At 58.9% G+C, this 12,211-nt stretch carries 12 protein-coding genes; 7 read left to right on the plus strand and 5 right to left on the minus strand.

Going from position 1 to position 12,211, the window contains the following annotated elements:
• Window positions 1-27 precede the first annotated feature (27 nt).
• The 6 genes from ACUXAC_RS10690 to ACUXAC_RS10715 all read left to right on the plus strand — a co-directional run bounded on the left by ACUXAC_RS10690 (window position 28) and on the right by ACUXAC_RS10715 (window position 4,975).
• Window positions 28-603 carry a helix-turn-helix domain-containing protein gene (locus tag ACUXAC_RS10690; protein WP_060440248.1) on the plus strand — a complete coding sequence of 192 codons (576 nt, stop codon included), beginning with the start codon at window positions 28-30 and terminating at the stop codon, window positions 601-603.
• Between the two features lie 117 nt (window positions 604-720).
• The gene (locus ACUXAC_RS10695; RefSeq protein WP_049272896.1) at window positions 721-1,191 is read left to right on the plus strand and encodes a helix-turn-helix domain-containing protein; all 471 of its coding nucleotides are present in this window, start codon (window positions 721-723) and stop codon (window positions 1,189-1,191) included.
• Between the two features lie 86 nt (window positions 1,192-1,277).
• Entirely contained in the window at window positions 1,278-1,877 is a 600-nt protein-coding gene (gene wrbA, locus ACUXAC_RS10700; protein WP_049201633.1) for an NAD(P)H:quinone oxidoreductase, read from the plus strand.
• Between the two features lie 236 nt (window positions 1,878-2,113).
• Window positions 2,114-2,428: a hypothetical protein gene (locus ACUXAC_RS10705; RefSeq protein ID WP_016928271.1), complete on the plus strand. Its 315-nt coding sequence runs from the start codon at window positions 2,114-2,116 to the stop codon at window positions 2,426-2,428.
• A 133-nt stretch (window positions 2,429-2,561) separates the two neighbouring features.
• Entirely contained in the window at window positions 2,562-4,022 is a 1,461-nt protein-coding gene (locus tag ACUXAC_RS10710; protein WP_387442534.1) for a TrkH family potassium uptake protein, read from the plus strand.
• 152 nt (window positions 4,023-4,174) lie between these two features.
• Window positions 4,175-4,975, plus strand: a complete 801-nt coding sequence (locus ACUXAC_RS10715; protein ID WP_038875289.1) for a DNA/RNA non-specific endonuclease — start codon at window positions 4,175-4,177, stop codon at window positions 4,973-4,975.
• A 50-nt stretch (window positions 4,976-5,025) separates the two neighbouring features.
• Here the strand turns inward: ACUXAC_RS10715 and ACUXAC_RS10720 are convergent, their stop codons facing one another.
• Together ACUXAC_RS10720 and ACUXAC_RS10725 are read right to left on the minus strand one after the other, a co-directional pair.
• Entirely contained in the window at window positions 5,026-8,106 is a 3,081-nt protein-coding gene (locus ACUXAC_RS10720; RefSeq protein WP_159317874.1) for a MexW/MexI family multidrug efflux RND transporter permease subunit, read from the minus strand.
• Between the two features lie 10 nt (window positions 8,107-8,116).
• Window positions 8,117-9,202 (minus strand): efflux RND transporter periplasmic adaptor subunit, encoded by a 1,086-nt coding sequence (locus ACUXAC_RS10725; RefSeq protein WP_387442540.1) that lies wholly within the window; start codon window positions 9,200-9,202, stop codon window positions 8,117-8,119.
• Between the two features lie 145 nt (window positions 9,203-9,347).
• On the opposite strand from ACUXAC_RS10725, the gene soxR reads away from it, so the two are divergent.
• The gene (gene soxR / locus ACUXAC_RS10730; RefSeq protein WP_308378638.1) at window positions 9,348-9,821 is read left to right on the plus strand and encodes a redox-sensitive transcriptional activator SoxR; all 474 of its coding nucleotides are present in this window, start codon (window positions 9,348-9,350) and stop codon (window positions 9,819-9,821) included.
• A gap of 46 nt (window positions 9,822-9,867) precedes the next feature.
• On the opposite strand, the gene ACUXAC_RS10735 is transcribed toward soxR, so the two are convergent.
• The 3 genes from ACUXAC_RS10735 to ACUXAC_RS10745 form a co-directional block, all read right to left on the minus strand.
• Window positions 9,868-10,389 carry a helix-turn-helix domain-containing protein gene (locus tag ACUXAC_RS10735; RefSeq protein ID WP_343179432.1) on the minus strand — a complete coding sequence of 174 codons (522 nt, stop codon included), beginning with the start codon at window positions 10,387-10,389 and terminating at the stop codon, window positions 9,868-9,870.
• Window positions 10,390-10,471: 82 nt separating this feature from the next.
• Window positions 10,472-10,996, minus strand: a complete 525-nt coding sequence (locus ACUXAC_RS10740) for a hypothetical protein (protein WP_343179430.1) — start codon at window positions 10,994-10,996, stop codon at window positions 10,472-10,474.
• 135 nt (window positions 10,997-11,131) lie between these two features.
• The gene (locus tag ACUXAC_RS10745; RefSeq protein WP_343179428.1) at window positions 11,132-12,196 is read right to left on the minus strand and encodes a fimbrial protein; all 1,065 of its coding nucleotides are present in this window, start codon (window positions 12,194-12,196) and stop codon (window positions 11,132-11,134) included.
• Window positions 12,197-12,211 lie beyond the last annotated feature (15 nt).

A 12,211-nucleotide genomic window follows, 5' to 3' on the forward strand; every position in this document is an offset into this window, starting at 1 on the left:
CCTGCCAGTATGAGATAAAGTCCGGCGATGAGCAATACGGCGCATAACGCAAAAACCGATCCCCCCAAGGTGCTGCAGTACCTGAGCAGCAATCTGCGCGGCTACCGCCAACAGGCGGGCCTGAGCCAAATGGCGCTGGCCGAGCTTTCCGGCGTCAGCCGCCGCATGTTGGCGGGCATCGAGGCCGGCGATCGCAACGTCAGCCTGGCGGTGCTCGACAAGATCGCCGCCGCCCTGGCGATTTCCTTTACCGACCTGATCCAGGCACCGGAGGCGCGCGGCAGCCATATGGTCGGGGAATTGGCCTGGCAAGGCGCGCAGCCGGGCAGCCAGGCGCTGTTCGCCGCCAGCGTACCGGCGCGGCAGCGGGCCGAGCTGTGGGAATGGACGCTGATGCCGGGCGAGCGCTATGACTCTGCGCCGGACGCCGAAGGCTGGAGCGAAATGATCTACGTGATTGCCGGTACCCTGACGCTGGAGCTGGAACAAGATACGCTGACGCTCACCGCCGGCGCCGCGCAAACCTTCAACAGCGATCAACGCTACGCTTACGCCAACCACGGCGACCTGCCCCTGCGTTTTATCCGCAACGTCGCCTTCTGACCGCCCACCGGCCCGCACCGGCGGCGGATGTCGTGTCGCTGTCGTGCCGCTGTCGTGGCGCCGCCACCGCGCTCGCCCTACACTGAATGACAGTGACAGCGAACTCAGGAGTGCACCATGCAAAAGTACCGCATCAGGCCATTACGTCTGGAAAAAGGCTGGTCGCAGGAGCAGCTGGCGACGATCGCCGGCCTCAGCACCCGCACCGTCCAGCGGATTGAAAACGGTGAACAGGCCAGCCTGGAAACCTTGACCGCGATCGCTGCCGCGCTGGGCGTGCAGGTCAGCGATCTCAATGCGCAGCCGCAACAGGCAATGGAGGAGGAGACGCCTGACGAACAGCGCATTCGTCGCCAGGTCGCGGCAGAAGGCAAGCTGCTGAGCATGGCGGTGCGTTTCGCCGTGATTGGTGTGATGTTGTTCGCCATCAACTGGTTTACCCATCCGCAATATCTCTGGTCGCTGTGGGCGATCGGCGGCATGAGCCTCGCGCTGGTCATGCGGGCGGTGCGTACCCTGCTGCTGCGCAATGTCTTCAGCCGCTGGCAGGAACAGCGGCTGGCGCACAAGCTGCGGCGCTTGCCCTGAATCCGCCATTCGACAAAACCAAATTCGTCATTCGCTTCTATGCTTATCAAGGGTTTTTGTTAATCATCTGAGCGGGAGTACGGAACATGACGAAAGTGTTGGTGCTTTATTACTCAATGTACGGCCATATCGAACACCTGGCACAGGCGGTGGCCGAAGGCGCGAATCGGGTTAACGGCGTGGACGTGACGATTAAACGCGTGCCGGAAACCATGACGCCGGAGGCCTTTGCCAAAGCAGGGGGCAAACAACATCAGCAGGCGCCGGTCGCCAGCCCGCAGGAGCTGGCGGACTATGACGGCATTATCTTCGGCACGCCGACCCGCTTCGGCAATATGGCCGGGCAGATGCGCACCTTCCTCGATCAGACCGGCGGCCTGTGGGCTTCCGGCGCGTTGTACGGCAAGGTAGGCAGCGTCTTCTCCTCTACCGGCACCGGCGGCGGCCAGGAACACACCATCAGTTCCACCTGGACCACGCTGGCGCATCACGGTTTCATCATCGTGCCGATCGGCTATGCCACGCCAGAGCTGTTTGACGTTTCGCAGGTACGCGGCGGCACCCCGTATGGCGCCACCACCATCGCCGGCGCCGACGGTTCGCGGCAACCGAGCAACGAAGAGTTGACCATTGCCCGCTATCAGGGCGAGCACGTGGCAAAAATCACCGCCAAGCTGAAAAGTTAAGCACCCTCCTGCGCCTGTGATTCAAAGGGCCGCGCATTCGCACGGCCCCATCTTGTTGCCGACCCGCCGCAAGGTTAGAATGCCCCTCCCCCGGCCATTCAGCGTCTGAAGGCCAGGCCCGAATTCGTTCTGCCCGTCGCTTGTCAGCCTTAGGCGCGAGGACGGGCGCTCTGTTTTTTGCGCACAGCGAAGGGAATAAGTCAGTGTCTAAAGATTTTGATGAACTAATAAGAGACATGGATCTTATTATTGAAAATGTAGACAGCTTCAAGGCTCTGGCTCCGCGCGCGCCCGAGCCGGCTCCGGCCCCGCCGCCGCCGGTTCATCACTACGATTCGTTCTGCGAGAACATCGCGCTGAAAGTGGTCTTGAAGGTGCTGCTGTCTTCGGTGGACAAGATAGTCAAGGTGCAAATCGCCAACAAGGTCGAGCAAGAGATCGCCCAGATTGAACAGCAGGTGGTGCGCGCCGGCGGCGGCCCGGTGTCGCCGGACGATCTGGCGCAAATGACGCACTATGTGCGCCGCACGGTCAACGACCTGCTGGAATAACGTCTCCCCGGCAGGCTCACCGGCCATATTTATTCGGCGATATGAATTTTTACGCTATTTTTATATCGCCTGCTTTATGCTTGATACACTTCAATAAATTGACACATTGTCGGCAGGCATTCCGAGCAACAGCATGGTCAGAACCAAACAAATCCTGGTCGTCATTCATCTTTGCAGCTTTTTGGTCCTTCTTTACAGCCTTTCGATGATCCCGCCCCTGCTGATGGGCCTGTTGTATAAAGAAAAAAGCGCCTTCTCATTCTTCTATACCCTGGTGGTGGCCGCCACGCTCGGCGGATTGGGCTGGTTCAGCACCCGCCAGTCGAAAGTGCAGTTGCGCACTCAGGACGGCTTTCTGATCATCGTGATGTTTTGGCTGCTGTTTTCCGCGATCAGCTCCCTGCCGCTGTGGCTGGATGATACGCTGAACGTCCGGCTGGTCGACGCGATGTTTGAGGGAGTCTCCGGCATCACCACCACCGGCGCCTCGGTGCTGAATGACGTCTCGAACGTGCCCAAATCGGTCCTCTACTACCGTTCCCAGCTCAATTTTATCGGCGGCCTCGGGGTTATCGTGTTGGCGGTGGCCGTGCTGCCGCTGCTGGGCATCGGCGGCGCCAAACTTTACCAGTCGGAAATGCCCGGCCCGTTCAAGGAGGAACGCCTGACGCCACGCCTGGCCGATACCTCGAAAAACCTGTGGTTGATCTACCTTGGGCTGGGGTTGGCCTGTACCGTCGCCTTTCGTCTGGCGGGCATGCCGTGGTTCGATGCGTTATGCCACGGTATTTCCACCGTTTCGCTCGGCGGATTTTCCACCCGCAACGAGAGCCTGGGGTACTACGACAGTTCGGCGGTGGAAATGGTCGGCGGCATTTTCTCTATTCTGGCGGCGGTGAACTTCACGCTCTATTTCGTGGCCGTCGGCCGCCGCAGCCTGAAACCGCTGTACCGCAGCCCCGAGCTGCGCTTTTTCCTGTTGATTCTGGCCATCGTCGTGGCGATCGTGTGTATCGAGCTATACCGTTCAGGCATGTACGGCGCCAAAGACGCCTTCGTGCACGGCTTTTTCCTCACCAGCTCGATGATGACCGACAACGGCCTGGCGATTGCCGATTACACCCGGATCCCGTCCCATACCATCATGCTGCTGCTGGCGGCGAGTTTCTTCGGCGGCTGCGTCGGCTCCACCTGCGGCGGCATTAAAGCACTGCGTTTTCTGATCATGTACAAGCAAAGCCGGCTCGAGATCAACCAGCTGGTGCATCCCAACGCCATGTATACCATCAAGGTCGGCAATGCACCGATCCAGGATCGAACGCTGCGCTCCGTTTGGAGCTTCTTCTTTCTCTATGTACTGTTCACCTGCTTGTTTATCTGGCTGCTGAATCTGATGGGCTATGATCTGGTCACCGCCTTCGCCACCGTCGCCGCCTGCATCAACAATATGGGGCTGGGGTACGGAGAAACCGCCGCCGGTTTCGGCACGTTGAACGATGCGGCGAAATGGCTGATGTGCGCCGCCATGCTGCTCGGCCGCCTCGAGATCTATCCGATGCTGATCCTTTGTTCACGCGCATTTTGGCGTTTTTGATCGGCCAAGCGGCGTGTAAGGCGCCGTTCCGCTCTGCTAACGCTGACACATTCGCAACATGAATATGTTGCATTGTTGTATTCGTTTCACTGCGATAAGTTTAATTCACTGTAAATATATACAGTATTTTTTAACTTATTGAGGATATGAATATGCGCTTTAACAACAAGATGTTGGCCCTGGCCGCCCTGCTGTTCGCCGTACAGGCGTCGGCCGACACGCTCGAATCCATCGACAACTGCGCGGTCGGCTGCCCGACCGGCGGCAGCAGCAACGTGTCGATCGTGCGTCATGCTTATACGTTGAACAACAACAGCACCACCAAGTTCGCCAACTGGGTGGCCTATCACATCACCAAAGACACGCCGGCCAGCGGCAAGACGCGCAACTGGAAAACCGACCCGGCGCTCAATCCGGCGGATACCCTGGCGCCCGCCGATTACACCGGTGCCAATGCGGCGTTGAAGGTCGATCGCGGCCATCAGGCGCCGTTGGCCTCGCTGGCGGGCGTTTCCGACTGGGAATCGCTGAACTACCTGTCCAACATCACGCCGCAAAAGTCCGATCTTAACCAGGGCGCCTGGGCGCGGCTGGAAGATCAGGAACGCAAGCTGATCGATCGCGCCGATATCTCCTCGGTCTATACCGTGACCGGGCCGCTGTATGAACGCGATATGGGCAAACTGCCGGGCACCCAGAAAGCGCACACCATCCCCAGCGCCTACTGGAAGGTGATTTTCATCAACAACAGCCCGGCGGTAAACCACTATGCCGCCTTCCTGTTCGATCAGAACACGCCGAAGGGCGCCGATTTCTGCCAATTCCGCGTGACGGTGGACGAGATCGAGAAGCGTACCGGCCTGATCATCTGGGCCGGTCTGCCGGACGACGTGCAGGCCTCGCTGAAGAGCAAGCCCGGCGTCCTGCCGGAGCTGATGGGCTGCAAAAACTGACGAAAAAACCCGCCTCGGCGGGTTTATTTTTTCATCCGGGCGCCGGCGGTTTATTCCGTCAGCGCCTTTTGCGCGGCGGCCAACTCACGCTGCCGGGGCGACGCCACCGCGTGATCGCGCGCCAACAGTGTGTACACCGTCGGCAGCACAAACAGGGTGAACAGCGTGCCCACCAGCATGCCGGACACGATCACCAGCCCCAGACCGAAGCGGCTGGCGGCACCCGCGCCGCTGGCGAACAGCAGCGGGATCAAGCCGAACACCATCGCCCCGGTGGTCATCAGCACCGGCCGCAGGCGAATTTGCGCCGCCTGCAAAATCGCGGCGCGCCGCGTCAACCCCTGATGCATCTGCAGTTCGTTGGCGAACTCCACCATCAGAATACCGTGCTTGCTAATCAGCCCGATCAGGGTCACCAGCCCGACCTGGGTATAAATATTCATCGTGGCGTAACCCAGCGCCAGCGGCAATAAGGCGCCGCAGATCGACAGCGGCACGGTGATGAGGATGATCAGCGGATCCTTCAGGCTCTCATACTGCGCCGCCAGCACCAGGTAGATGATCACCAACGCCGCCAGGAACGCGAACGCCAGCGCGCTGCCTTCCTGGGTATATTGGCGCGAATCCCCCTGCCAGTCGTGGCTAAATTCGGCCGGCAGCGCATTGGCCTGCCGCTCGAGGAAGGCGACCGCTTCGCCCATCGAAACGCCGGGGGCGGGGATGGCCTGCAGGGTGGCGGCGTTCTGCTGGTTAAACTGGGTCAGCTTGTTCGGCTCGACCTTAACGGCCACCGACACCACGGTGGAGAGCGGCACCAGCGTATCGTCCTGCGTGCGAACGTACTGCCGCGCCAGCGCCTGCGGCGTCAGCCGCTGTTCACGCAGGCTCTGCGGGATCACGTCATAGGCGCGCCCGTCCATGCCGAAGCGGTTGAGGTAGTTCTCCCCCACCAGCACCGCCAGCGATTCGCCGATGTCGCTCATGCGTATCCCGAGGCTGTTGGCCTTGGCGCGGTCGATATGCACCTCCGCCAGCGGGTTGTTGTAGTCCAGATCGCTGTCCACCACCATAAACAGGCCGCTGTTTCTGGCATTCTGCTTCACCTCTTCCAGGGTGCGATACAGCTGCGGGTAGTCCTGCGGCGTGCGCAGCACCATCTGCACCGGCAGCCCGCCGGTGGAGCCCGGCAGCGCGGGCAGTTGGAAGGCGAAAATGCTGGTGCCTTCGACGTCGTTCACCGCCCGTTGCAGATCGGCCTGCACCGCCGACGCCGAGCGCTGGCGCGCCTGCCACAGCGTCAGGTTGATGCCGCCGATACCGGACGCCGTGCCGTCGCTGCCGTTGATGATCCAGCGGCTTTCGGTTTCCGGCATGCGGTTGTAAACCTCGTCCAGCTTGTACGCAAAACGCTCGACATAGTTCAGGTTGGCGTGCTGTGGCGCCTTGATGGCGGTCAGTACGATGGCCTGATCCTCGGTCGGCGCCAGCTCGCGCTGCGGCATCAGGTACAGCAGCGGCAGGCTGATCATCACCAGCAGCGCCAGCGCGCCGGTCACCCAACGGTGGTGCAGCGAGAAATCCAGCGCGCGCGCATAGCGCCGCGTCAGGCCGCCGAAGAACCACTCGGCGGCGCGCGCCACGCGCCCTTCGCTCTGTTTGGCAGGCAGTAGAAGAGAACTCATTACCGGCGACAGCGTCAGCGCCACCACGCCGGACACCACCACCGCGCCGGCCAGCGTCAGCGCGAACTCGCGAAACAGCGCGCCGGTCAGCCCGCCCATCAGGCCGATCGGCGCGTAGACCGCCGCCAGCGTCAGGGTCATGGCGATCACCGGCCCCGCCACTTCGCGCGCGCCGATCATCGCCGCCGCCAGCGGCGTTTTCCCCTCTTCAATATGGCGATGCACGTTCTCCACCACCACGATGGCGTCGTCCACCACCAGACCGATCGCCAAAACCATCGCCAGCAGCGTCAGCAAATTGACGCTGAAGCCGAAGGCCAGCATCAGCCCGGCGGCGCCAAGGATCGACAGCGGAATGGTCACCACCGGGATCAGCACGGTGCGCAGCGACCCCAGACACAGGTAGATCACCGCCACCACGATCGCCAGCGCTTCGAGCAGGGTATGCACCACTTCATCGATCGAGGCCTGGATAAAGCGTGCGGTTTCGAACGCCAGCGCCATCTTCACGCCCGGCGGCTGCATCTTGTCAATTGCCGGCATCAGGTGACGAATGCCGTCGACGATCACCAGCGGGTTGCCGGTCGGCGTAGGGAAGACGCCGAGAAACACCGCCGGTTCGCCATCCATCAGCGCGCTGGTTTCCGTGGCTGCGGCGCCCAGCTCCACGGTGCCGACGTCTTTCAGGCGCACCAGGCCGTTGCCGTCGTTGCGCACCACCAGATTACGGAACTCCTCCACGCTGGTGAGATCGGTATTCACCCGCACGTTGGCAACCACATACTGCCCTTTCACCTTGCCCGGCGCCGCCTGGTAATTGTTGCGCCGCACCGCGTCGGCCACGTCGGCGGCGGTCAGGCCGCGGCCGGCCAGCCGATCGCTGTCCAGCCACAGGCGCATCGCCATTTTTTGCCCGCCGAACACTTCCACCTTGGCGACGCCGTCGATAGTGGTGAACATCGGCTCCACCACCCGCGTCAGGTATTCGCTCAGCGCCGGCGTGGACAGCGTTTTACTGGAAAAGCCGACATAGGCGACGGCGGTAGCTTCACCGGCGGAGCGCTCAATCACCGGATCGTAAGCCTGCTCCGGCAGCTTGTAGCGCACCTGGTTGACCTTGGCCATCACTTCAGTCAAGGCCTGGGTCGAATCGCGGTTCAGCGCCATGCGCACCGTCACCACGCTGCGCCCCTGCACCGACGAGGATGAAAGGTAGTCAACGCCCTCGACGGACGACACCGCCTGGGCGATCGGCTGCGTGACAAAGCCCTGCATCAGCTCGGACGACGCACCGGGATAGTCGGTGCTGATGGTGATGGTGGAGTTTTCCAACAGCGGGTATTGACGGATCGGCAGTTGGCTGAGCGCCAGCGCGCCGAACAGCAGGATCAGGGTGCTGACCACCAGCGCCAGCACCGGCCGGCGCACGAACAGATCGGTAAATGTCATCGGTCTCTCCTCAAGAACCAGCCTGGGCGGCGTTCAACGTATCCTGCGCCACCGGCTCGGCCGCCATGCCGTCGCTCAGCTTGAGCTGGCCCGAGGTCACCACCCGATCGCCTTCCTGCAGGCCGCTGACGATCTCGACGCGCCCGTCGTTGCGCTCACCCACGGCGACCGAAACGCGTTTGACCGTCATGCCCTTTTCACCCTGCTGTGCCAGGAACACGGTATCGCCGTAGGCCGTGTAGGTCAGCGCCGTTTCCGGCACCGTCAACACCGCCACGCGCTGCTGCTGCGTGACGCGAATGCCGGCGTACATGCCGGCCTTCAGCAACCCCTGGCGGTTGGTCAACGTCGCCTGCACCTGCACGGTGCGGGATTTGCCGATCATCGGGTCGATAGCGGTAATGGCGGCAGGGAAAGCGCGATCGGGATACGCCCCAACCTGCACCGACACCGCCTGCCCCAGCGCCAGCCCGGCGCTGCTTTGTTCGTCCAGCGAGAAGTTGACGCGCAGCGTATCGGCGTCCACCAGGTTCGCCACCGCGTCGGCGGCGTTGAGGTATTGCCCTTCATGCACGCGGCGAATGCCGATGGTGCCGGCGAACGGCGCGCGGATCGCCTTTTGCGCGATTTTGGCCTGCGTTTCCTGCACCGCACCGAGCGCCATATCCCGTTCGGCCAGCGCATCGTCCAACTGTTGCCGCGCGGTGGCGTTGAGGTTCATCAGCTTGCGCATGCGCGCCAACAGCAGATAGGCATTGCGCAATTGCGCCTGCAGGCGCACCAGCTCAGCCTGCTCGACCGCATCGTTGAGCTGCACCAGCAGTTGCCCCTGCCGCACCGTTTGGCCGGATTCGAACAGAATGCGCGTGATGCGGCCGCTGGTCTCCGCCGCCACAGCCACCTGGCTGGCCGCCTCCAGCTCGCCCACGCCGGCGTAACTGCGCGCCGCCTGTTCACGCAGGGCGGGCGCCAGCGCCACTTTCACCGGCGGATAGGCCGGCGCGCCTTCGTTTTGCCGCGCGGTGGATCGCATCGCAACGGCGGCGGCGGCGAGCGCCGCCAGCAGCGCGGCAATAATGAGGTTTCGTTTCATCATGTAACGGTTTCTTCCTGATTTTACAGCCAAAGCCATCCTTCCCCCGACGCAGCGCAGGCAGGTGACGAGAGATGCCGGTTGCCAAGCCCGGCTGGCTGCACTATAAAACCTCAGGTTAACTTGAGGTCAAGCTAAGGAACGTGGAATGGCAAGAAATGAACCGATTGACACCTATCGGCTATTGACCGTGGGGGAAGTGGCGAAGCGCAGCGGCGTGGCGGTATCCGCGCTGCACTTTTACGAAAGCAAGGGGCTGATTCAGGCAACGCGCAACGCCGGTAATCAGCGTCGCTACACGCCGGTGGTGTTGCGCTACATCGCGGTGATCAAAATCGCGCAAAGCGCGGGCATTCCGCTGGAGGAGATCCGCGCCACGCTGGGCCGCTTTCCCACCGGCAGCAAGCTGACCGCCGAACAATGGGGAATTTTGTCCTCCGCCTGGCGCAAAACGCTGGATGAGCGCATTCAGCGGCTGACGGTGCTGCGCGACCATCTCGACAGCTGCATCGGCTGCGGTTGCCTGTCGCTCACCGACTGCCCGCTGCGCAACCCAAACGATATTTTGGGCCAACAGGGCGCCGGCGCGCATATTTTCGAACGCCCGCACGAGCACGGGTGAGTAGACGCACTCCTTGCGACCCAACCCCCCGCCCGTGAGATAGCGATTACACTCGTTCATCCGCTGCCAAAATGAACTGATGAAAACGTTCAATCTCCAGCTTACGCATGGCATTCATTTTATGTTGGCTGACGGTTTTCTCGGAAATGCCTAATGCTTTGGCGATACGAGTATTGGGTTTTCCCGTCAACAGCATGGCCAACACCGCAATCTCTCTCGACGACAGGCGCTGTCCTTTGCCGCTTGCAACAAACGACGTGATTGCCTCCGTGAACGCTACCAACCCGATGCTTTTTTTTAGGCAATTAAAATTCGACAGGCGCGGCGTTTCCACACCGGTCAGCACGATAGCATGGGCAGGCCTGTCTATAATATGCGACAAAAAATTCATGATCCGGCATATAGAAGAAAAAGAAACAATAACCATATCCGCATGACAATAAACGGCATGCACTCTGCCGCCGGCAGGTGAATAGAGATTAATGACCTCAATACCCTCAAAAGGCATCAAGAGCTGCGACATCCCATAAAATAAATAGTAATCGTCAGAAAAGATAGCCACTTGCATAAAGTCATTCCATTGCCATTCGTCATGGGCCATTTTTTAGATAGCCCATGAAAACGATGTGAGTTAATCGATGTTGGTTAACTTACTTCAGAGAAGTACATAATGAGCGCAACAACCCGGACAACGATGAAAGATAAAAATCATCCAGATACATAACACCTTCTTCACTGTATTTTACATTATTATCTAAAATCTCATGAATACCCTCTACCGCACATACCGCATCCTTCCAGACGACACGCTGGCCAAATGGCGAGATCCCGAGATATTGCTCATTCTGGCGGAATCCAACGACGAAATCGCGCAGTATATCGAGAATAATCAGCACCTCACCCCTGCTTATACCCTGTTTTAATTGGACTTTATCAAAAAAAACGCGAAGTGTGTTCTGTAAGGAAAATAGGCTTTTGAACAACCCTCCGGCGATGTCCTTCGGGGTTTTCACACTGGTTGATATGACAAAAGGCAGTTCACCGTGCTGCGAAATATATTGATAGAGTCCATTTATCGCCGTCGTCGGTTTAATATCCAAACCGCGAAGAATTACGTCAACCTCATCTTTTAGCGACTTTTCCACCTTAACACCGATCTGGATTTGTTCCGTCATACAGTTCATCCTCAACATAGAGATCCTGATTAAAAACCAATATTATTCAAGTGATAATATTTGCCATCAATTACCATGTTAAGATTTTTCTTATTCGTATCAACCTGTTTTTTATTATTAAAAATAACAGAAGATTTATTTATATATAATATTAAGCGTGGCGGATGTGTTAATCGTCCCGCTGCTCACGATAACCTTGTCGTAAGGATAATAATAGGCCGCCATGCCGATGGAAAATTGTGCATCTAACGCATTACCGACGCCAGCATGAAATAATGATGTCGCCGAGCCTTGTACCGTGTTGGAAAGCGCTAACATAACGGGCGTATCCGGTGTGTTAGCATTCACCAGGCGAATACCTACACCTCTCGCCGCCCCGGCACTCTTGTCAATCAAAACCGAATTATCCGATGACAGCAGGTTGTTGCTGGATAAAAACATATTGATATCACGATCGGTCGTCCCGTCTTTTTGTCGATTCTGACAACTGAAATTGAGCGTAAAGGGCGTCAGCCCATTTTTCGCGCCCTGAGTTATCTGGGACACTCCCAGCGTCGGCAGTTTCACCGCCAAGCCGGCGTTGTCAAAAGAACAGGTCGTCATTTTAGGCGCATATTTGATAGTCATCGGCTGCCCATACATGTCGCGCTGATCGTAAGGCCAGTTGAAACCATTGAGCAGCCAGGTCAAAATCTTCAACAACTGCTTGGCCGGCCACAAAATAATCTCCAACAACGACATTCCGCTCAGATCGGTCACGAACATCACGTCTTTAAGGCTGACAGTATCGCCGGGTATCGATGTGCCTGTCTTGCTGACCAGACTGAAGCGAATATTCATCGGCTCATTCAACTCCGAGGCGTTGTGCGTTCCCCAACCACTGAGTTTCTTGTTGGCGACATCGTTGATTATCTCTGCCCGCACCCAATACTTTCCATTACTGAACCCCAGAATGGTCGCTTTCGAGCTGTCGGTTGACAGGATGCGGGTATAACCGAATTCACTGCTCGAGGTTGAACAGCTGAATGAACCGCTGTATTGCGTATAAAAACTGCCATCCCAAACCGGTGTCTTGTCGCTGAGCTTATCCGACAAGTCGACGTAGATAGGCGGCGCGTATTGGATGCCGTTGCCGTAGCATGAAGCGTAACTGTAACCACTGAACACTAAGGACAGCGCCAGTACGAGTATCCTGAGCATGGTGTAATTATCCTT

It is taken from the genome of Serratia sp. 121840015-1 (assembly GCF_053627655.1).

Bases quoted from the DNA above. Each gene is read 5' to 3' on its own strand.
- ACUXAC_RS10690 (WP_060440248.1), top strand. From the start codon at position 28: ATGAGCAATACGGCGCATAACGCAAAAACCGATCCCCCCAAGGTGCTG.
- ACUXAC_RS10695 (WP_049272896.1), top strand. From the start codon at position 721: ATGCAAAAGTACCGCATCAGGCCATTACGTCTGGAAAAAGGCTGGTCG.
- wrbA (WP_049201633.1), top strand. From the start codon at position 1,278: ATGACGAAAGTGTTGGTGCTTTATTACTCAATGTACGGCCATATCGAA.
- ACUXAC_RS10705 (WP_016928271.1), top strand. From the start codon at position 2,114: ATGGATCTTATTATTGAAAATGTAGACAGCTTCAAGGCTCTGGCTCCG.
- ACUXAC_RS10710 (WP_387442534.1), top strand. From the start codon at position 2,562: ATGGTCAGAACCAAACAAATCCTGGTCGTCATTCATCTTTGCAGCTTT.
- ACUXAC_RS10715 (WP_038875289.1), top strand. From the start codon at position 4,175: ATGCGCTTTAACAACAAGATGTTGGCCCTGGCCGCCCTGCTGTTCGCC.
- ACUXAC_RS10720 (WP_159317874.1), bottom strand. From the start codon at position 8,106: ATGACATTTACCGATCTGTTCGTGCGCCGGCCGGTGCTGGCGCTGGTG.
- ACUXAC_RS10725 (WP_387442540.1), bottom strand. From the start codon at position 9,202: ATGATGAAACGAAACCTCATTATTGCCGCGCTGCTGGCGGCGCTCGCC.
- soxR (WP_308378638.1), top strand. From the start codon at position 9,348: ATGGCAAGAAATGAACCGATTGACACCTATCGGCTATTGACCGTGGGG.
- ACUXAC_RS10735 (WP_343179432.1), bottom strand. From the start codon at position 10,389: ATGCAAGTGGCTATCTTTTCTGACGATTACTATTTATTTTATGGGATG.
- ACUXAC_RS10740 (WP_343179430.1), bottom strand. From the start codon at position 10,996: ATGACGGAACAAATCCAGATCGGTGTTAAGGTGGAAAAGTCGCTAAAA.
- ACUXAC_RS10745 (WP_343179428.1), bottom strand. From the start codon at position 12,196: ATGCTCAGGATACTCGTACTGGCGCTGTCCTTAGTGTTCAGTGGTTAC.